The organism is Escherichia sp. E2748 (assembly GCF_005781125.1).
Lineage (GTDB): Bacteria > Pseudomonadota > Gammaproteobacteria > Enterobacterales > Enterobacteriaceae > Escherichia.
Genome location: NZ_VATP01000028.1, coordinates 215,252 through 235,579, shown reverse-complemented (window position 1 = coordinate 235,579; position 20,328 = coordinate 215,252). Strand labels below are relative to the sequence as shown.

At 51.1% G+C, this 20,328-nt stretch carries 18 protein-coding genes; 3 read left to right on the top strand and 15 right to left on the bottom strand.

Annotated features, from left to right (window positions below; genetic code table 11):
- Positions 1-3: 3 nt before the first annotated feature.
- From rnhB to rpsB, 15 genes are all read right to left on the bottom strand, one after another.
- Positions 4-600 (bottom strand): ribonuclease HII, encoded by a 597-nt coding sequence (gene rnhB / locus FEK42_RS20340; RefSeq protein ID WP_130205032.1) that lies wholly within the window; start codon positions 598-600, stop codon positions 4-6.
- Positions 597-1,745 carry a lipid-A-disaccharide synthase gene (lpxB, locus tag FEK42_RS20335; RefSeq protein WP_135491935.1) on the bottom strand — a complete coding sequence of 383 codons (1,149 nt, stop codon included), beginning with the start codon at positions 1,743-1,745 and terminating at the stop codon, positions 597-599. The genes rnhB and lpxB overlap by 4 nt, the downstream gene beginning before the upstream one ends.
- A complete protein-coding gene (lpxA, locus tag FEK42_RS20330; RefSeq protein WP_000565966.1) occupies positions 1,745-2,533 on the bottom strand; it encodes an acyl-ACP--UDP-N-acetylglucosamine O-acyltransferase in 789 nt (262 codons plus the stop codon). The genes lpxB and lpxA overlap by 1 nt, the downstream gene beginning before the upstream one ends.
- A gap of 3 nt (positions 2,534-2,536) precedes the next feature.
- Positions 2,537-2,992, bottom strand: a complete 456-nt coding sequence (gene fabZ / locus FEK42_RS20325) for a 3-hydroxyacyl-ACP dehydratase FabZ (RefSeq protein ID WP_000210739.1) — start codon at positions 2,990-2,992, stop codon at positions 2,537-2,539.
- Between the two features lie 104 nt (positions 2,993-3,096).
- Positions 3,097-4,122 (bottom strand): UDP-3-O-(3-hydroxymyristoyl)glucosamine N-acyltransferase, encoded by a 1,026-nt coding sequence (lpxD, locus tag FEK42_RS20320; RefSeq protein WP_064524990.1) that lies wholly within the window; start codon positions 4,120-4,122, stop codon positions 3,097-3,099.
- A 3-nt stretch (positions 4,123-4,125) separates the two neighbouring features.
- Complete coding sequence (gene skp, locus FEK42_RS20315; RefSeq protein ID WP_000758958.1) at positions 4,126-4,611, bottom strand: molecular chaperone Skp; 486 nt, start codon at positions 4,609-4,611, stop codon at positions 4,126-4,128.
- A gap of 121 nt (positions 4,612-4,732) precedes the next feature.
- Complete coding sequence (gene bamA / locus FEK42_RS20310) at positions 4,733-7,165, bottom strand: outer membrane protein assembly factor BamA (protein ID WP_138211940.1); 2,433 nt, start codon at positions 7,163-7,165, stop codon at positions 4,733-4,735.
- A gap of 29 nt (positions 7,166-7,194) precedes the next feature.
- Complete coding sequence (gene rseP, locus FEK42_RS20305; protein ID WP_130260760.1) at positions 7,195-8,547, bottom strand: sigma E protease regulator RseP; 1,353 nt, start codon at positions 8,545-8,547, stop codon at positions 7,195-7,197.
- A gap of 11 nt (positions 8,548-8,558) precedes the next feature.
- The gene (cdsA, locus tag FEK42_RS20300; protein ID WP_130205024.1) at positions 8,559-9,416 is read right to left on the bottom strand and encodes a phosphatidate cytidylyltransferase; all 858 of its coding nucleotides are present in this window, start codon (positions 9,414-9,416) and stop codon (positions 8,559-8,561) included.
- Between the two features lie 12 nt (positions 9,417-9,428).
- Complete coding sequence (gene ispU, locus FEK42_RS20295) at positions 9,429-10,187, bottom strand: (2E,6E)-farnesyl-diphosphate-specific ditrans,polycis-undecaprenyl-diphosphate synthase (protein ID WP_112014149.1); 759 nt, start codon at positions 10,185-10,187, stop codon at positions 9,429-9,431.
- A 188-nt stretch (positions 10,188-10,375) separates the two neighbouring features.
- A complete protein-coding gene (ispC, locus tag FEK42_RS20290; RefSeq protein WP_135491934.1) occupies positions 10,376-11,572 on the bottom strand; it encodes a 1-deoxy-D-xylulose-5-phosphate reductoisomerase in 1,197 nt (398 codons plus the stop codon).
- A 92-nt stretch (positions 11,573-11,664) separates the two neighbouring features.
- Entirely contained in the window at positions 11,665-12,222 is a 558-nt protein-coding gene (frr, locus tag FEK42_RS20285) for a ribosome recycling factor (protein ID WP_000622419.1), read from the bottom strand.
- A gap of 291 nt (positions 12,223-12,513) precedes the next feature.
- Positions 12,514-13,239, bottom strand: a complete 726-nt coding sequence (pyrH, locus tag FEK42_RS20280; RefSeq protein ID WP_000224573.1) for a UMP kinase — start codon at positions 13,237-13,239, stop codon at positions 12,514-12,516.
- A 146-nt stretch (positions 13,240-13,385) separates the two neighbouring features.
- On the bottom strand, positions 13,386-14,237 hold the full coding sequence (gene tsf, locus FEK42_RS20275; protein WP_000818112.1) for a translation elongation factor Ts: 852 nt from the start codon (positions 14,235-14,237) through the stop codon (positions 13,386-13,388).
- A 258-nt stretch (positions 14,238-14,495) separates the two neighbouring features.
- On the bottom strand, positions 14,496-15,221 hold the full coding sequence (gene rpsB / locus FEK42_RS20270; RefSeq protein WP_000246884.1) for a 30S ribosomal protein S2: 726 nt from the start codon (positions 15,219-15,221) through the stop codon (positions 14,496-14,498).
- A gap of 367 nt (positions 15,222-15,588) precedes the next feature.
- Here rpsB and map point away from each other — a divergent pair, with 367 nt between their 5' ends.
- The 3 genes from map to dapD all read left to right on the top strand — a co-directional run bounded on the left by map (position 15,589) and on the right by dapD (position 20,090).
- Positions 15,589-16,383, top strand: coding sequence for a type I methionyl aminopeptidase (map, locus tag FEK42_RS20265; RefSeq protein WP_001018190.1), 795 nt, complete (start codon positions 15,589-15,591; stop codon positions 16,381-16,383).
- Positions 16,384-16,562: 179 nt separating this feature from the next.
- A complete protein-coding gene (glnD, locus tag FEK42_RS20260) occupies positions 16,563-19,235 on the top strand; it encodes a bifunctional uridylyltransferase/uridylyl-removing protein GlnD (RefSeq protein WP_135406075.1) in 2,673 nt (890 codons plus the stop codon).
- 30 nt (positions 19,236-19,265) lie between these two features.
- Complete coding sequence (gene dapD / locus FEK42_RS20255; RefSeq protein WP_138211939.1) at positions 19,266-20,090, top strand: 2,3,4,5-tetrahydropyridine-2,6-dicarboxylate N-succinyltransferase; 825 nt, start codon at positions 19,266-19,268, stop codon at positions 20,088-20,090.
- The last annotated feature ends 238 nt before the right edge of the window (positions 20,091-20,328 follow it).

Here is a 20,328-nt window from a genome sequence, read left to right as displayed (position 1 = left end):
GAATCAGGACGCAAGTCCCAGTGCGCGTTTGACAGGCCCAAAGCTGCGACGATGATGTTCAGTCGCGCCATATTCAGCCAGTTTTTCCAGATGAAAAGCGGTTGGATACCCTTTGTGTTGGGCAAAGCCATATTGTGGATAAACGATGTCCAGCGCCGCCATTTCAGCGTCGCGCGTCACTTTCGCCAGGATAGACGCAGCACTGATTTCCGGTACGCGGCTATCGCCTTTAACTACAGCCATCGACGGCATCGGTAATTTCGGGCAGCGGTTACCATCAACCAACACATATTCCGGCGCAATATGCAGCCCAGCGACGGCACGCTGCATCGCCAGCATGGTCGCGTGTAAAATATTCAGTTCGTCGATTTCATGAGGTTCCGCACGGCCCAGGCTCCAGCTTAACGCTTTCTCTTTGATCTCTTCACAGAGCGCAAGACGACGTTTTTCACTTAGCTTTTTGGAATCATTCAACCCGACAATCGGGCGCGCCGGATCGAGGATCACGGCAGCGGTAACGACCGCGCCAACCAACGGCCCGCGCCCAACTTCATCCACACCTGCAACCAGATTCGTGTGCGGATAGACAAATTCGATCATTGTGCTAACTCCAGAACGGCTTGTGCCGCCTGCTCATCGGCATTGCAGCGGATCTGCTGATGCAACTCGCGGAAGGTGTCGTGCATCGCGTGGCTGGTTTTCCCGTTCGCTAACAGCGGTAACAGCGCCGCAGCCAGTTTTTGCGGCTCACACTCTTCCTGCAATAACTCTTTGACTAACTCTCTGCCCGCCAGCAGATTTGGCAGCGAGACATAATCAGTTTTCACCAGTCGCTTCGCCAGCCAGAAGGTGAAAGGCTTCATGCGATATCCCACCACCATCGGGCATTTCGCCAGCATGCACTCCAGTGCAGCCGTACCCGATGCCAATAGCGCCGCATCGCTGGCGACCATCGCCTCACGGCCCATTCCATCCAGCATATGAACCGACAGGTCTGGCGCGACTTCAGCTTTGATGCGTTCAAACTGCTCACGGCGTTTGGCATTTACCAGCGGCACCACGATCTCCAGATCAGGGTACGTCTGGCGCAAAAGCTGGGCAGTTTTCAGGAAATCGGCGCTAAGCATCTCAACTTCCGCGCCACGACTTCCCGGCAACAGCGCCAGACAGTGGGCATCGTGAGGGATCCCCAGCACATCACGCGCGGCGTTTTTATCTGGATCTAACGGCATGGCATCAGCCATGGTGTGACCGATAAAACGGCACGGCACGTTATATTTGTCATAAAACGCTTTTTCGAAAGGCAGAAATGCGAGCACCAGATCGGTGGCTCTGCCTATTTTGAAAACGCGTTTCTGTCGCCACGCCCAGACGGACGGACTGACATAATGAATGGTTTTGATACCCTGCTTTTTAAGGTTACCTTCAAGGGTAATATTGAAGTCAGGCGCATCAATACCGACAAAAACATCTGGCTTCAGTTCGCCAAAACGCTTTGTCAGATCGGCACGAATATGCAGTAAGCGACGCAGACGCCCGAGCACTTCAACAATGCCCATCACCGCCAGCTCTTCCATTTCGTACCAGGCTTCGCAACCTTCGGCTTGCATTCGTGGCCCGGCAACACCAACAAAGCGGGCATTGGGCACACGTTCTTTCAGAGCACGGATTAAACCGGCCCCCAGGATATCGCCGGAGGTTTCTCCGGCGACCAGGGCAATCGTTAATGGACGCTGTTCAGTCATTAACGAATCAGACCGCGCGTTGAGCGTGCAAAGAAATCGGTAAACGCTTTCACTTCCGGATATGTTTCCGCCAGTTCAGCAATTTCCGGTTTCACTTCATCGAGCGTTTTACCGCTGCGATAAATCAGCTTATACGCATTGCGGATAGCGGTAATCGCCTCACGGCTGAATCCGCGGCGCTTCAGCCCTTCGATATTGACACCGAACGGTGTTGCATGGTTACCCTGCGCAATGACATAAGGAGGGACGTCCTGCGCCACACCAGAGCAACCGCCTACCATCACGTGCGCACCAATGATGCAGAACTGATGGACTGCGGTCATGCCGCCGATGATCGCGAAGTCGTCTACCGATACGTGACCCGCCAGCGTTGCGTTGTTGGCGAGAATGCAGCGGTTACCTACCGTACAATCGTGCGCAATGTGCGCGTTGATCATCAGTAAGTTGTCGCTGCCCACCTTCGTCAATCCACCGCCCTGGACCGTGCCACGATGAATGGTGACGCTTTCGCGAATGCGGTTACGATCGCCGATTTCCACGCGGGTCGGTTCGCCAGCATATTTCAGATCCTGGTTAACTTCACCGATGGAGGCGAACTGATAAATCTCATTGTCGCGGCCAATTTTAGTATGACCATTCACGACAACGTGAGATTTCAGTACGGTACCCTCACCAATTTCGACATGGGGTCCAACGATACAAAAAGGACCAATGTGGGCGTTAGCGCCAATCGACGCGCCCTCTTCCACAATGGCAGTTGGATGCACAAAGGCGGATTTATCAATCACGTATCAGGCCTCCCGGCTACGAGCACACATCATCGTTGCTTCGCAAACTACTTTACCGTCGACCAGAGCAACCCCTTTAAAACGGGTCAGGCCGCGGCGCGTTTTTTCGAAAGTGACTTCCATGATCATTTGATCGCCAGGCACGACCGGGCGCTTGAAGCGCGCTTCGTCAATACCGGCGAAGTAGTACAGCTCACCCGGTTCCAGTTTTCCTACGCTTTTAAACGCCAGAATACCTGTTGCCTGTGCCATTGCTTCCAGAATCAGCACACCCGGGAAAATCGGTTTTCCAGGGAAATGGCCCTGGAAGAATGGCTCATTGACAGAGACATTTTTTACTGCGCGCAGAAAACGACCTTCTTCAAAATCCAGTACGCGATCCACCAGTAAGAACGGGAAACGGTGCGGCAGAAGTTCTAAAATCTCTTCAATCTGCAGAGTATGAGTGTTAGTAGTCAAGATACTCTTCCTGTCAAAATATAAGAAACGACAATAATAACACGGCCTGCCGCAATCGTAAGAATGAGACAGGCCGTAAAGTTTGGCGAACAAAAGATGGAACGTTAGTCTTGTTGATTAACCTTGCGCTCAAGCGATTTCAGACGCTTGCTCATGTCATCAATGTTCATCACCAGTGCAGCGGTTTTGCGCCAGACTTTGTTGGGTTGCAGCGGAATGCCTGAGGAATAGACGCCTGGTTCAGTGATGGGACGCATCACCATACCCATGCCCGTAACCGTCACTTTATCGCATATTTCCATATGCCCGTTGATTACGCTGGCACCGCCGATCATGCAGTAACGACCAATTTTCAGGCTGCCCGCCATAATGACGCCACCGGCAACCGCCGTATTGTCGCCAATCACGACGTTATGTGCAATCTGGCACTGGTTATCAATGATCACGCCATTGCCAATAACGGTGTCGTCCAGCGCACCGCGATCGATGGTGGTACATGCGCCGATCTCCACGCGATCGCCAATAATTACGCGACCAATCTGCGGGATCTTCACCCAGTTACCACGATCGTTGGCATAGCCAAAGCCGTCTGCGCCTACCACAGTTCCGGATTGGATCAGGCAATTCTGACCAATCTGGATCTCATGGTAAATCGTCACGTTCGCCCAAAGACGCGAACCTGCACCGATTTTGCTGTTTTTACCAACGAAGCAACCGGCGCCGATAACCACGTTATCGCCCAGTTCAACGCCGGACTCAATCACCGCGTTAGCGCCAATTGATACGTTGTTACCCAGCTTCGCCGTCGCGTCGATCACTGCACTCGGTGCAATGTTCTGCGCGGGCTGTGGCGTGGTATCTAAAATTTGCGCCATGCGCGCGTAAGTCAGGTAGGGATTCTTCACTACCAGCGCGGCACTTTTCGCGAAAGGGAGATCGTCCTGAGTCATGACAACCGCGGACGCCTGGCACAAGCCTAAATGTTCACGGTATTTAGGGTTAACCATGAACGTGATGTGACCTGTTTGTGCAGATTGCATGGACGCAACGCCGGTGATGACGATATCGCCATCACCGTGTAGTTCTGCATCCAACTGCTGCGCTAAATCAGCCAGTCGAATTGAAGGCATTACTTATTTAACCTGTTTCAGTACGTCAGCAGTGATGTCTTTTACATCGCTGCTGTTGTAAGCAACGGCGTTTGCGTCAACAACCAGATCGATGCTCTGGCTGCTGGCAACGGATTTCACAGCAGTCTGGATACGAGTAACCAGTTTACCGCGTTCTTCGTTGGAACGACGTGCGCGATCCTGCTCAAAAGCCTGCGCTTTCTGAGCAAAAGTCTGGCGCTGAGCCATCACGTCTTTTTCCAGCTTAGTGCGATCGCTGCCGGCTTTCATGGACTGCAGCTTTTTCATTTTAGCTTGCAGATCAGTTTCCATACGCTGCAGTTCGCTGGCACGGCCTTTGAACTCATTTTCCAGCGTGTTAGAAACACCGGTTTTCTGTGCTACCTGCTGAAACAGGCTGCCCATATTGACGATTGCAATTTTGTCAGCCGCCTGAGCAGAAGTTGCCAGTGCTAAACCGAGACCTGCCGCTAATAACCACTTTTTCACAATAAACTCCTTACCATCCCATTTGCACCGGAAGGTGCAGTTCTTTGCGTGGCCCGGCGATCTTATCGAGATCGCCTAAAGTCATCGCTACACTACCACTACATTCCTTTGTGGAGAACACTTACCAGGTTTTACCAATGTTAAACTGGAACTGTTCAGCCTTGTCTCCATCGTACTTTTTGAACGGCTGGGCGTAGGAGAACACCAACGGCCCCAATGGGGACATCCATTGTAATGCGATACCCGCAGACATACGGATATTGCTTGGATCACTATAGTCCGGATATCCAGAGTACTGACTTGAATCCCAGTTAGTATCCCAAACGGTACCCATATCCCAGAAGAAGGAGGTACGGACCGAGTTGGCATACTTATCGCTAATGAACGGCGTCGGAGTGATGAGTTCCAGGCTGGCAACCGCCATAGCGTTACCCCCAATTGCATCATCCGATTTACACAGGTCGGTTGCACCGTCCTGAGTTGCACATTCATAATCGTAGTCCGGATTATAATCACTGGCCTGATGCGGGAAGTAAACCGCTTTCGGACCGATGGTATTGGACTGGAAGCCACGCACGGTGCTGGAACCACCTGCATAGAAGTTTTCATAGAACGGCATTTCTTTGCCGCCTAAACCATCACCGTAGCCCCAACGAGTACGACCCAGAACAACCCATTTGTGATCGTCGTCGATCGGCACATAGGTCGCCGTGTCTAACGTCACTTTATAGTATTCGTTATCCGATCCCGGAATGGTCACTTTACCGGTCAGGTTGACACGGGAACCATCCGTCGGGAAGTAACCACGGTCGAGCTTGTTATAGGTCCAACCATAGTTAAACGTGAAGTCGTCCGTTTTGAAGCTGTTATCCTGATCAGAGGTGTTTGGATGCTCACCCATAGAGTAGAGATAACGCCACATCGCAACCTGCGGCTGCATGTTGGACAGGGAGTTATGGACATAACCCAAACCCGCACGTAGCGAGTTATATTCGTTGATCGGGAAGCCCAACGTCACGTCTGTACCATAACTCTTGTTGGTATAGTCGGACAGGTCAGCGTCATCTGCCTGGAAGTCATTATAGAAGACACGACCGCCAAGGCTTACACCATCTACAGTGAAGTACGGGTTGGTTACCGACAATTCAGCATAGGTCTGGTAATCGTTTTTGGTCCCGTTGATACCAACAGCATAACCGGTACCTAACCAGTTATCCTGCTGCACGCCAGCCTGGAAGCTCACACCACTTTCAGTACCGTAACCGATACCAAAGTTGAAGCTACCGGTGTTGCGCTCTTTTACCTTGTAGACCACGTCAACCTGGTCCGGGCTACCCGGAACACGTTGAGTATCGGTATCAACCGTTTCAAAGAAGCCCAGACGATTCAGGCGTTCTTTACCCTGATCGACCAGATCGCTGCCTAACCAGGCACCTTCCATCTGGCGCATTTCTCGGCGCAGGACGGCATCTTTCGAGGTGTCGTTACCTTCAAAACGGATCTTACGTACGTAGAAACGGTTACCCGCATCAACGTTCACACGTAATTTAACGGTTTTGTCGGCGTCGTTGATTTCAGGCATCGACTGAACGCGCGGATAGGCATAACCGTAGCGACCGAGAAGTTTTTTAATGTCATCTTCCATTTTGGTCACTTTGGTGCCGTTATACAGCTCACCCGGCTCGATCTTAGTCAACTGTTCGATTTCCGCAGAGTGCCCGGCAAGGTTACCGCTCACTTCAACGCCAGAGAGTTTGTACTGATCGCCTTCGGTGATGTTTACCGTGACGTAGATACCTTTTTTATCTGGAGTCAGACTGACCTGGGTAGAGTCGATGTTGAAACGGGCATAACCGCGATCCAGATAGTAACTGCGCAGGGTTTCAAGGTCGCCCGCCAGTTTCTGTTTCTGATATTTACGATCGCCTACCACGTTCCACCACGGCACTTCGTCACGCAGCTGGAAATGAGAGATCAGTTCGTCGGTGGTGAAAGCATGGTTACCAACAATGTTGATTTGCTGGATTTCAGCTGACACACCTTCCTGGAACACCAGTTTTAGGTCAACACGGTTACGCGGCAGTGGGGTCACGACAGCTTTTACGCTGGCGCTGTATTTACCGACGCTGTAGTAGAAGTCTTCCAGACCTTTCTCGATATCGGCAATGGTGGTGCGATCGAGGGATTCCCCCACTCGCACGCCAGAAGCCTCGAGGTTTTGCTTCAGCATGTCATCTTTCACCGATTTGTTACCGGAGAAAGTGATGCTGGCAATGGTCGGACGTTCTTTTACCTGAACCAGAAGGGTATCACCATCACGAAGGACGCGAACATCCTCAAAGTTGCCGGTAGCAAACAGAGCGCGAATGGTATTACTGATATCTTCATCATTAACCGTGTCGCCTGTGCGCACCGGCATACTGAGGAGGGCCGCACCAACGGCGACACGCTGAAGGCCTTCGAAATGAATGTCTTTCACTACGAACTCTTCAGCACCGTATACGGTGGCGCTGCTAAACAGCAGCGACGCTATGAGCAACTTTTTCATCGCCATCGTTATTATGCGTTCTTCCTAACTAACTCTCATAACCGAGAGAAATCATTGAAAAGTGCAAGCCCCATTAACAGCACCAGCAGAATCGAGCCAATGCGATAACAAAAGTCTTGAACCCGCTCGGATACCGGTCCGCCCTTGATCTTTTCGATCGCAAGGAACAGCAGATGCCCCCCGTCAAGTACGGGCAACGGAAACAGGTTAATTATCCCTAAGTTCACGCTAATAAGCGCAAGGAACGGCAGGTAATAAACAACCCCGAGTTCCGCTGTCATCCCAGCCCCCTTGGCGATAGAGATCGGCCCACTGAGGTTGTTCAGTTTCACATCACCGGTGATCAATTTTCCCAGCATACTGACCGTCAGCTTCATCAATTGCCACGTTTTGTCCGTGGCCTCAACGATGGCGTTGAACGGTCCATACTGGCGTACAACTTTATACTCGTCTGGCAAAGGAATGACTTTCGGCTCAATGCCGGCAAAACCAATCGCTTTACCCTTACCCGGTTTGCTCTCCGGGATTAATGTCACAGACAAGGGACTCCCCTGTCTTTCGATATCTAACGCTAACGGTTTATCCGGGTTATCCCGGACAAGCATCACAAACGTCAGCCATTGCGTTAATGGCTGACCATCGACTTTAACGATCCTGTCGCCTGCTTGCAAACCCGCCTTACTTGCCGCTGAGTTTGGTGACACATTTTCCAGTACAGGTTCAATTTGCGGACCACGAGGGCGAATACCCAAAGAAGATACCGGATCTTCCTTATCAGGCTCAAACGCCCAGTTTCGCAAATCAAGCTTTACATCTCGTCGTTGATCGCTGCCAAAAGGTGCCACCGTAAGGGTGGTGCTTTCGTCGCCGATTTTGTCAACCAGTTGTAAGCGCACGGCATCCCAATCAGGCGTTTCGATACCATCTACAGCTTTTAGTTCCGTGCCAGGTACAATTTGTGCTTGTGCGGCAATCGAGTTGGCTGATATTTCACCAACAACCGGGCGAACGCCGGGAACACCAATGATAAAAACCAGCCAGTAAGCAAAGATAGCAAAAATGAAGTTTGCAACCGGACCTGCGGCGATTATCGCTGCACGCTGGCCAACAGTTTTATTGTTGAAGGCATGGTGGCGAAGTTCCGGAACAACCGGTTCTGCGCGTTCATCCAGCATTTTGACATAACCGCCCAGGGGGATCAGGGCGATGACATATTCGGTGCCGAGTTTGTCAGTGCGGCGCCAGAGCGCCTTACCAAAACCTATTGAGAAACGCTCAACGCGAACACCACAGCGCCGGGCAACCCAGAAATGACCAAATTCATGCACGGTGATAAGCACCCCCAGTGCAACAATGAACGAAGCCAAATCCCAGAGAAAACTCAGCATAATACCTTCCGTTAAAGCGTCCTGAATACCAGCAACAACAGGCAAGCAAAGACCGGCACCGCAGCCGTCAGGCTATCAATACGATCTAAAATACCACCGTGTCCTGGAATTAAATGACCGCTGTCCTTAATTCCTGCTTCGCGCTTAAACATGCTCTCAGTTAAGTCGCCGAGCACAGAAGCTAACGCTGCGACAATGGAGCAAATGAGTAAGGTGACGGGTGCGACGTCGAGATTCGCCCACATACCATAACCCCATGAGATTACTGCTGCGGTCGCGAGTCCGCCAATAAAACCTTGCCAGGTTTTACCCGGAGAAACCTTCGGCGCCAGCTTATGTTTGCCAAATAATTTGCCAAACATATATGCCCCTGAGTCAGCTCCCCAGACCAGGATCATGACATAGAGCAGCCATATCGCGCCACTGTAATGATTCTCGTCATAGTGCCAAGCACGTAACGTCAGCATGCCCCAAAAGAAAGGCACAATGGTTAATACACCGAAAATAATGCGTAACGTTTTAGAGTTGCGCCAGATTGCCGCCGAACCGGGGTAAAATAGCACCAATAATAACGCAACACCCCACCAACCAAGTGAAGCCCAAAGTGAGACTTCAACCAGTGGTTGATGAATATTCCGATGATATTCCGGCAATAGAAAAAGCATCAGCGCCAGCAATAACCCGCACAGCACCGCCAGCCATACCCGCTGCGAGCGAGTGGTAAAACCGCTAAGCTGTCCCCATTCCCACGCCGCCAGCATACAAACTACCAGCGTAACAATGGCGAACCCCACCGGCGGCAACAAAAACAGCGCCGCGATGACTACGGGTATTAAAACAAAAGCAGATATCAGGCGATACTTCAGCAAAAGCGACCCCCATCAGGCTGTTTCATCACCGGGCTCGGTGCCGCCGAAACGACGCTCACGATTAGCAAAGGCATTTAACGCCCCTTCAAAGTCTTGTTCATCGAAATCGGGCCAAAGAACATCTGTAAAGTAAAGTTCGGCATAGGCAATTTGCCAAAGCAAAAAGTTACTAATGCGATGCTCCCCCCCAGTCCTAATTACTAAATCTACAGGGGCCAGTTCATGCATACAGACATGCTGGTTAAGCATCTCTTCATCTATCTGATCCGGTTGCAGGTTTCCTTGCTGCACCTTTTCAGCCAGTTGCCTGACTCCCTGGGCAATATCCCAACGTCCACCGTAGTTCGCCGCAATATTTAGCGTCAGACCGGTATTCCCGGCAGTTAACGCTTCAGATTTACGAATACGTTCTTGCAAACGCGAGTTAAAGCGACTGGTATCGCCAATAATACGCAGACGCACGTTATGTCGGTGCAGGCTTTTTACTTCGCTATCAAGCGCCCACACAAACAGTTCCATTAACGCACTGACTTCCTGCGCTGGTCGGTTCCAGTTTTCACTACTAAAGGCATACAGCGTTAACGCCTCAATACCGTTGTTGGCCGCAAAAGAGACAGCCCGGCGGACGGATTTTGCCCCGGCTTTATGCCCAAAGGCACGAATCTTCCCTTGCTTTTTTGCCCAGCGACCATTGCCGTCCATAATGATCGCAACATGGCGACAGCCATGTGCTGGCAATTTTTCGCTAAGTGGTTGAGTAGCAGACAACATCACGCGTTTTTTATTCCCTGACAGGGTTTACGGTACTCAGGAATACTGAAGCCTATACAAAAAAAAGCCGTGTAAAACCACGGCATATCTGACCTTACAAAGCCAACTACTGACGATCAGATGGCGCAGACTATATCACTGAAGCCCTACGCTAACAAATAGCACGACTCTCTGTAGCCGGATTATCCTCAGCTTGCGAGACGCATCACCTCTTTTCTGGCGACCTCACGCGCATTGGCATCAACAGACAACACATCGTCCACACATTGTGGTTCGCGCATATCCATTTTTTCCAGCACGGATAAATTCAACGCGGCGATATCCGTAAAGCGGATTTGTTGCGCAAGAAAGGCTGCAACAGTGATTTCGTTTGCGGCATTCAATGCGGTCGTCGCTGCCTGGCCCTGTTCGAACGCCTTCATCGCCAGTTTCAGGCATGGATAACGCTCATAATCCGGTGCGGCAAATGTCAACGCACTTAATTTGCAAAAATCGAGCGGCTTCACGCCAGAGTTCACGCGATTCGGCCATGCCATGGTGTGGGCAATTGGCGTACGCATGTCGGGTTCGCCCAGTTGCGCCAGAACGCTACCGTCCTGATAACGCACCATCGAGTGAATCACTGACTGCGGGTGAATCAGCACTTCCATCTGGCTGGCGCTGGCGTTAAACAACCAGCGAGCTTCAATGTATTCCAGACCTTTGTTCATCATGGTAGCCGAATCGACAGAAATTTTACGTCCCATCGACCAGTTCGGATGACGGCATGCTTGATCGGGCGTCATTGTTGCCAAATCGCGCAAGGGCGTCTCACGGAAAGGGCCACCAGACCCGGTAAGTAAAATGGACACCACGCCATTTTGCTCAAGGTCAGCGTATCCCAGATTATGCTGAATAGGTTGCGGTAAACTCTGAAAAATGGCGTTGTGTTCGCTATCGACCGGTAATAACTGTGCTTTACTCTGCATTACTGCGTCCATAAACAGACGTCCGCAGGTGACCAGTGATTCTTTGTTTGCCAGCAGGATGGTTTTACCGGCGCGGATCGCGGCAAGGGTAGGTAACAGGCCAGCAGCGCCCACAATCGCCGCCATCACCTGATCAACATCTTCAAGCGCCGCCATATCGCAGGCAGCTTGTTGCCCGCTTAAGACTTCGGTGCGGCTACCCTGTTGCTGTAGCATCGTTTTAAGAAGTTTCGCACTCGCTTCATCGTCCATAACGGCATAGCGGGGAGAGAACTCCAGGCACTGTTCTACCATGCGAGTGACATTTTTGCCTGCCACCAGCGCAACTACGCGGAAGTGTTCGGGATTATGGCGCACCACGTCCAGCGTGCTGCAACCAATCGAGCCGGTCGAGCCCAGAATGGTGAGTTGCTTCATGAAACATCCAGAGTTGAGACAGAATAAAAAGCAAAACGCCGCCAGCCGATCCGCAAGGATCTACTGAGCGGCGTTTTTTGTCGTTCAAGAAATCAGAACTGCATCAGTTCTGCTTCTTTGTCTGCCAGCGCCGCTTCAATTTTCTTGATTGCAGCATCAGTCAGTTTCTGTACATCGTCCTGAGAACGGCGATCGTCGTCTTCGCTGATCTCTTTTTCTTTCAACAGTGCTTTCACTTTGTCGTTCGCATCACGACGCACGTTACGTACTGCAACACGCGCCTGTTCAGCTTCGCCACGAACGATTTTGGTCAGATCTTTACGACGCTCTTCCGTCAGCGGCGGCAGCGGAACACGAATGTCGCTACCCGCAGAGTTCGGGTTCAGGCCGAGATCGGACGCCATAATCGCTTTTTCAACGGCCGGAGACATTGAACGGTCAAACACGTTGATTTTCAGAGTACGGGAATCTTCTACCGTTACGCTTGCCAGCTGACGCAGCGGCGTTGGCGTGCCGTAATATTCCACGACAATGCCATCCAGCAGGCTGGGAGAAGCACGACCCGTGCGTATTTTGCTGATTTGGGTTTTGAACGCTTCAACGCATTTGTCCATGCGTACTTCAGCATCTTTTCTGATATCGCTAATCACGTTACGAATCCTTGAAAACTTGTCTCAGTCAGACCAGACAGTCACACACAGTGGAAGTGTGCTAAGTATAGCCCTGATTAAACATATTACGGGTAATTGTCTGGATTATTAGGCTATTTTATTTGCCATTTTGGCCCCGGGCAGTGCTCGCCATCCTCACGTACTTATGTACGCTCCGGTTGCTGCGCGCTGGCCGTGACCAGACTGCCTGCAACAATAACGCCTTATAACCAGACTTACGCCCCCGCGATACTTATGCGGAATCTTACCCTTATTTATCCATCACGGGAATTATTCCGTGATTAATGTTCCTTCTTTTTCACCCATTACCACACGGCGCAGTGCACCCGGTTTGTTCATGTTGAAAACACGAATCGGTAATTTGTGGTCACGAGCCAGCGTAAAGGCCGCCAGGTCCATGACTTTCAGCTCTTTTTCCAGCACTTCGCTGTAAGTCAGCTGCTCATACATAGTTGCAGTTGGATCTTTCGCTGGATCAGCAGTAAACACACCATCAACTTTGGTCGCTTTCAGCACCACATCGGCTTCAATTTCGATACCACGCAGGCAAGCTGCGGAGTCAGTGGTGAAGAATGGATTACCCGTACCGGCGGAGAGGATCACCACACGGTTGTTACGCAACAGGCTGATTGCTTCTGCCCAGCTGTAACTGTCGCACACGCCATTCAACGGAATAGCGGACATCAGACGAGCGTTCACATAGGCGCGGTGCAGTGCATCACGCATTGCCAGACCGTTCATTACGGTAGCCAGCATCCCCATGTGGTCGCCCACAACGCGGTTCATACCCGCTTTCGCCAGACCAGCGCCACGGAACAGGTTACCCCCACCAATCACCACACCAACCTGAATACCTAGTTCAACCAGCTCTTTAATTTCCTGAGCCATGCGATCCAGTATGCTTGCATCAATACCGAAGCCTTCCGTGCCCTGCAGAGCTTCGCCACTCAACTTAAGCAGAATGCGTTTATAGACGGGTTTTGCATTGGTAGCCATGTTTCTTTCCTGAGACTGTCAACGATTGAAATGAATTAATACTAGCGACATTGTACGTCGCTTTTCAGCGCAGCCCCATAAGGGTTAGCTGAATTTACAAGATGGGCGCAAAAAGAAGCCGCCCTCAGGCGGCTCCTTTTCGATAATTAAGACTGCTTGGACATCGCAGCAACTTCTGCTGCAAAGTCAGTCTCAACTTTCTCGATGCCTTCACCTACTTCGAAGCGGATGAAGCCAGTCACTTCAGCGTTATGCTCTTTCAGCAGCTGACCAACAGTTTTTGCCGGTTCCATAACGAACGGCTGACCGGTCAGAGAAACTTCGCCGGTGAATTTCTTCATGCGGCCTTCAACCATTTTCTCTGCGATTTCTTTCGGCTTACCAGACTGCATCGCGATGTCCAGCTGTACCTGGTATTCTTTCTCTACCACTTCAGCGGATACGTCTTCTGGTTTGATGAATTCTGGTTTGCTTGCAGCAACGTGCATAGCGATGTGTTTAACCAGCTCTTCGTCAGCGCCTTTAGCAGCAACCAGAACGCCGATACGTGCACCGTGCTGATAAGAACCCAGAACGTCGCCTTCCAGCGCAGCAACGCGGCGAATGTTGATGTTTTCACCAATTTTCGCTACCAGCGCAACACGTTCTTCTTCGAACTGTGCTTTCAGAACTTCAACGTCAGTGATTTTGCCAGCTACAGCTGCGTCCAGAACTTTGTCTGCGAACGCCTGGAAACCAGCGTCTTTCGCTACGAAGTCAGTCTGGCAGTTAACTTCCAGAATGATGCCGTAGTTGCCGTCGATTTTGGTTTTGATCACGCCGTCAGCAGCAACGTTGCCTGCTTTTTTCGCTGCTTTAATAGCACCGGACTTACGCATGTTTTCGATTGCCAGCTCGATGTCGCCGTTAGCTTCAGTCAGTGCTTTTTTGCAATCCATCATGCCTGCGCCAGTACGCTCACGCAGCTCTTTTACCAGGGATGCGGTAATTTCAGCCATTCTAAAATCCTCGGAGATGTGATCTGCCCGGCGTTAAACCGCACAGATATAAAAGTGAAAAAGGGGGCCATATGCAGGCCCCCTAACCAAACGTGTACTACCTGGTCTATAAGGGCTCTCCCCCCTTCATATTTCGCGCCGCAGATGCGTTGTCTTCGCTCGCTCATCCCGGTCACTTACTGATGTAAGCTCCCGGGAATTCTCGAGCTTGCCGCCTTTCTGCAACTCGAACTATTTTGGGGGAGTTATCAAGCCTTATTACTCAGCTTCTACGAAGCTTTCTTCCGCCTGGGAAGCCAGATCCTGAGAACGGCCTTCACGTACGGTTGCAGCAACAGCGCCCAGGTACAGGGTCACAGCACGGATTGCGTCGTCGTTACCCGGGATAACGAAGTCAACACCGTCCGGATCAGAGTTGGTATCAACGATAGCAAATACCGGAATACCCAGGTTGTTTGCTTCTTTGATAGCAATGTGTTCGTGGTCAGCATCGATTACAAACAGAGCGTCCGGCAGACCGCCCATGTCTTTGATACCGCCCAGGCTGTTTTCCAGTTTCTCCAGCTCACGAGTGCGCATCAGCGCTTCTTTCTTGGTCAGCTTTTCGAAAGTACCGTCCTGAGACTGAGTTTCCAGGTCTTTCAGACGTTTGATGGACTGACGAACGGTTTTCCAGTTAGTCAGCATACCGCCCAGCCAGCGATGGTTCACGAAGAACTGGTCGCAGCTCAGAGCAGCGTCTTTCACCGCTTCGCTTGCAGCGCGTTTAGTACCAACGAAAAGGATTTTACCTTTGCGAGAAGCAATCTTGTTCAGTTCAGCCAGAGCTTCGTTGAACATCGGTACAGTTTTCTCAAGGTTGATGATGTGAACTTTGTTACGCGCACCGAAGATGAACGGCTTCATTTTCGGGTTCCAGTAACGGGTCTGGTGACCGAAGTGAACACCAGCCTTGAGCATGTCGCGCATGGAAACAGTTGCCATGATTAAAACCTCTATATAAAAGTTGGGGTTATGCCTCCACGTATCCCATATTACCGACCCCAAAGGGCACCCCGGAATATGTGCCGATACGTGTGTGTTGTTACACAAAGTGAGATTGTCGCTTCCGTCCAGTCTGTGTATACGAAATGGATCGGAAGTCCGGCGCGCTTTATACCACAAATACGTTGCGGACACCAATAATTGTTGGCGCTGTGTACAGCACCAGACGATGAATTTTCTATTATAGAAAACGTTCAGTGGCACGTTTGGCGAAATTCAGAATGATTCTCAATTTGCCCGGGTGTGATACCATTGACAGCACTTACATATATATTGTCGGTATCACCGACGCTGATGGACAGAATTAATGGCTATCTCAATCAAGACCCCTGAAGATATCGAAAAAATGCGCGTCGCTGGCCGCCTGGCTGCCGAAGTGCTGGAGATGATCGAACCCTATGTTAAACCGGGCGTCAGCACCGGTGAGCTGGATCGCATCTGTAATGATTACATTGTTAATGAACAACACGCGGTTTCTGCCTGCCTCGGCTATCATGGTTATCCGAAATCTGTTTGCATCTCTATTAATGAAGTGGTGTGCCACGGTATTCCGGACGATGCCAAGCTGCTGAAAGATGGCGACATCGTTAACATCGATGTCACCGTTATTAAGGATGGTTTCCACGGCGATACCTCGAAAATGTTTATCGTCGGTAAGCCGACCATCATGGGCGAACGCCTGTGCCGCATCACGCAAGAGAGCCTGTACCTGGCGCTGCGTATGGTGAAACCAGGCATCAATCTGCGCGAAATCGGTGCAGCGATTCAGAAATTTGTCGAAGCAGAAGGCTTCTCTGTCGTTCGTGAATATTGCGGGCACGGTATTGGTCGCGGCTTCCATGAAGAACCGCAGGTGCTGCACTATGACTCCCCTGAAACCAACGTCGTGCTGAAACCAGGGATGACATTCACTATCGAGCCAATGGTCAACGCGGGTAAAAAAGAGATCCGCACCATGAAAGATGGCTGGACAGTAAAAACCAAAGATCGCAGCTTGTCTGCACAATACGAGCATACTATTGTGGTGACTGATAACGGCTGCGAAATTCTGACGTTACGCAAGGATGACACCATCCCGGCGATAATCTCGCACGACGAATAAGAGGAAGACAAACGCAAAAATGCCTGATGCGTCCGACCTTCTCCATTTGCAAGGAGTTGTAGGCCGGATAAGGCGTTCACGCCGCATCCGGCATGAACAAAGCGCACTTTGTCAACAATCTGAAGCCGGCGAATGCCGGCTTTTTTAATGTGATAATGTAATCTTATGGGTGGCGCACGATGAATACCCTTCCAGAACAGTACGCAAATACCGCTCTCCCCACCCTGCCCGGTCAACCGCAAAATCCATGCGCCTGGCCCCGTGATGAATTAACTGTCTGTGGGATAAAAGCCCATATCGATATCTTCCAGCGTTGGCTGGGTGATGCCTTTGATAGTGGGATCTCCGCTGAACAATTGATTGAAGCCCGCACTGAATTTATCGACCAGCTCCTGCAACGGTTATGGATTGAAGCAGGATTCAGCCAGATCGCCGATCTGGCGCTGGTTGCCGTCGGTGGTTATGGTCGTGGCGAGCTGCATCCGCTTTCAGACGTCGATTTACTGATCTTAAGCCGTAAAAAACTTCCGGACGATCAGGCACAAAAAGTGGGCGAGCTGTTAACGCTGCTCTGGGATGTGAAGCTGGAAGTCGGTCATAGCGTGCGCACGCTTGAAGAGTGCTTACTGGAAGGATTATCAGATTTAACCGTCGCAACCAACCTGATCGAATCCCGCTTGTTAATTGGCGATGTAGCGCTATTTCTCGAACTGCAAAAGCATATTTTCAGCGAAGGATTCTGGCCGTCCGATAAGTTTTACGCGGCGAAAGTTGAAGAACAAAACCAGCGCCACCAGCGTTATCACGGCACCAGCTACAATCTTGAACCAGATATCAAAAGTAGCCCCGGCGGCTTGCGCGATATCCACACTCTGCAATGGGTGGCCCGCCGTCATTTTGGCGCAACATCACTCGATGAAATGGTCGGATTTGGCTTCTTAACGTCTGCGGAACGTGCAGAGCTAAATGAGTGTTTGCATATTCTCTGGCGAATTCGCTTCGCCCTGCATTTGGTGGTCAATCGTTACGATAATCGCCTGTTATTTGATCGCCAGCTTAGCGTTGCCCAGCGTCTGAATTACGGTGGCGAAGGTAACGAGCCTGTCGAACAGATGATGAAGGATTATTTTCGCGTTACGCGCCGCGTTAGCGAACTTAACCATATGCTATTGCAACTGTTCGACGAGGCTATCCTCGCCCTCCCTGCCGACGAAAAACCGCGACCAATAGACGATGAATTTCAGCTACGCGGCACGCTTATCGATCTGCGCGATGAAACGCTGTTTATGCGCCAACCAGAAGCGATATTACGCATGTTCTATACCATGGTGCGCAACAGTGCGATCACCGGCATTTACTCCACCACACTGCGCCAGTTACGTCATGCCCGTCGCCATCTGCAACAACCGCTGTGCAATATTCCGCAAGCGCGAAAGCTATTTTTGAGCATTCTGCGTCACCCTGGTTCGGTGCGTCGTGGACTGTTACCGATGCATCGCCATAGCGTGCTCGGTGCCTATATGCCTCAATGGTCGCATATCGTCGGGCAGATGCAGTTTGACCTGTTCCACGCCTACACGGTGGATGAACATACTATTCGCGTGATGTTGAAACTGGAGAGTTTTGCCAGTGAAGAAACGCGCCAGCGCCATCCGTTGTGTGTGGATGTCTGGCCGCGATTGCCGTCACCTGAGCTTATCTTTATCGCCGCACTGTTTCACGATATCGCCAAAGGGCGCGGCGGCGACCACTCTATACTCGGCGCACAAGACGTAGTGCATTTTGCCGAGCTCCACGGGCTGAACTCGCGCGAAACGCAACTGGTAGCCTGGCTGGTTCGCCAGCACTTGCTGATGTCGGTCACCGCCCAACGCCGCGATATTCAGGACCCGGAAGTCATCAAGCAATTTGCCGAAGAAGTGCAAACGGAAACCCGGCTGCGCTATCTGGTATGCCTGACAGTGGCCGATATTTGCGCCACCAACGAAACACTATGGAATAGCTGGAAGCAAAGCCTGCTGCGCGAACTCTATTTCGCCACCGAAAAACAGCTACGACGCGGGATGCAAAACACGCCGGATATGCGCGAACGGGTTCGCCATCACCAGCTTCAGGCGCTGGCGCTGCTGCGTATGGACAATATCGACGAAGAGGCGTTACACCAGATTTGGTCACGTTGTCGCGCCAACTATTTTGTCCGCCATAGCCCAAATCAACTGGCCTGGCATGCGCGCCATTTATTGCAGCATGATTTAAGCAAGCCGCTGGTATTGCTTAGTCCGCAAGCCACACGCGGCGGAACGGAGATATTTATCTGGAGTCCGGACCGCCCCTATCTGTTTGCTGCCGTCTGTGCCGAATTAGACCGCCGCAATTTAAGCGTTCACGACGCACAAATTTTCACCACTCGCGACGGTATGGCGATGGATACCTTCATCGTGCTGGAACCAGATGGCAGCCCGCTGTCCGCTGATCGCCATGAAGTCATTCGTTTTGGACTTGAGCAGGTACTGACGCAAAGTAGCTGGCAGCCACCACAGCCGCGTCGTCAACCGGCCAAACTCCGTCACTTTACGGTTGAAACCGAAGTGACGTTTTTGCCTACCCATACCGATCGAAAATCATTCCTCGAACTGATCGCTCTCGACCAACCTGGACTACTGGCCCGAGTTGGAAAAATTTTTGCCGATCTGGGAATTTCGCTTCATGGCGCTCGAATTACAACCATTGGCGAGCGAGTAGAAGATTTATTCATAATCGCTACCGCTGATCGGCGCGCACTTAATAACGAGTTGCAGCAGGAAGTGCATCAGCGGTTGACAGAGGCCCTCAATCCAAACGATAAAGGGTGATGTGTTTACTGATATGAAAAGAGTTTAACAATGCAGCAGTTACAGAACATTATTGAAACCGCTTTTGAACGCCGTGCCGAGATCACGCCAGCCAATGCAGACACCGTTACCCGCGAAGCGGTAAATCAGGTGATCGCCCTGCTGGATTCCGGCGCACTGCGTGTAGCGGAAAAAATTGACGGTCAGTGGGTGACGCATCAGTGGTTGAAAAAAGCGGTGCTGCTCTCTTTCCGTATTAATGATAATCAGGTGATCGAAGGGGCAGAAAGCCGCTTCTTCGATAAAGTGCCGATGAAATTCGCTAACTACGATGAAGCGCGTTTCCAGAAAGAAGGCTTCCGCGTAGTGCCACCAGCGGCAGTGCGTCAGGGCGCATTTATCGCCCGTAATACCGTGCTGATGCCATCTTACGTCAACATCGGCGCATACGTTGATGAAGGTACGATGGTTGATACCTGGGCCACTGTCGGTTCCTGTGCGCAGATTGGTAAAAACGTCCACCTGTCTGGCGGTGTAGGCATCGGCGGTGTACTGGAGCCGTTGCAGGCTAACCCGACCATTATTGAAGATAACTGCTTCATCGGCGCACGTTCTGAAGTCGTTGAGGGCGTGATTGTCGAAGAAGGTTCCGTCATTTCCATGGGCGTATACATCGGTCAGAGCACCCGTATTTACGACCGTGAAACCGGCGAAATCCATTACGGTCGCGTACCGGCAGGTTCTGTGGTGGTATCCGGCAACCTGCCGTCGAAAGATGGTAAATACAGCCTTTACTGTGCGGTTATCGTTAAGAAAGTTGACGCGAAAACCCGCGGTAAAGTCGGTATCAACGAACTGCTGCGTACCATCGACTAAAAGTATGCACACGGGCAGCACGACGCTGCCCGTTTGCTTTCTGGCTCAGATTAATTCGTCCTACTCATTCTTCCCCTTTTTTAAATACTTTTTCATCTTGTTTCGGACTGTCGTGTAATTCGCAAAACGAAGATAAATGTGCTAATCCATCCCCTGGAATATCGCCAGAATAAAGCAGGTAATTTTTTGATTTTTACGCCATGATAGAAGTCTGGAAAAAAGGCTTTCTGCGATCACA

Bases quoted from the DNA above. Each gene is read 5' to 3' on its own strand.
- glnD (WP_135406075.1), top strand. From the start codon at position 16,563: ATGAATACCCTTCCAGAACAGTACGCAAATACCGCTCTCCCCACCCTG.
- lpxB (WP_135491935.1), bottom strand. From the start codon at position 1,745: ATGACTGAACAGCGTCCATTAACGATTGCCCTGGTCGCCGGAGAAACC.
- rpsB (WP_000246884.1), bottom strand. From the start codon at position 15,221: ATGGCAACTGTTTCCATGCGCGACATGCTCAAGGCTGGTGTTCACTTC.
- map (WP_001018190.1), top strand. From the start codon at position 15,589: ATGGCTATCTCAATCAAGACCCCTGAAGATATCGAAAAAATGCGCGTC.
- tsf (WP_000818112.1), bottom strand. From the start codon at position 14,237: ATGGCTGAAATTACCGCATCCCTGGTAAAAGAGCTGCGTGAGCGTACT.
- bamA (WP_138211940.1), bottom strand. From the start codon at position 7,165: ATGGCGATGAAAAAGTTGCTCATAGCGTCGCTGCTGTTTAGCAGCGCC.
- rnhB (WP_130205032.1), bottom strand. From the start codon at position 600: ATGATCGAATTTGTCTATCCGCACACGAATCTGGTTGCAGGTGTGGAT.
- ispC (WP_135491934.1), bottom strand. From the start codon at position 11,572: ATGAAGCAACTCACCATTCTGGGCTCGACCGGCTCGATTGGTTGCAGC.
- lpxD (WP_064524990.1), bottom strand. From the start codon at position 4,122: ATGCCTTCAATTCGACTGGCTGATTTAGCGCAGCAGTTGGATGCAGAA.
- dapD (WP_138211939.1), top strand. From the start codon at position 19,266: ATGCAGCAGTTACAGAACATTATTGAAACCGCTTTTGAACGCCGTGCC.
- rseP (WP_130260760.1), bottom strand. From the start codon at position 8,547: ATGCTGAGTTTTCTCTGGGATTTGGCTTCGTTCATTGTTGCACTGGGG.
- pyrH (WP_000224573.1), bottom strand. From the start codon at position 13,239: ATGGCTACCAATGCAAAACCCGTCTATAAACGCATTCTGCTTAAGTTG.
- ispU (WP_112014149.1), bottom strand. From the start codon at position 10,187: ATGTTGTCTGCTACTCAACCACTTAGCGAAAAATTGCCAGCACATGGC.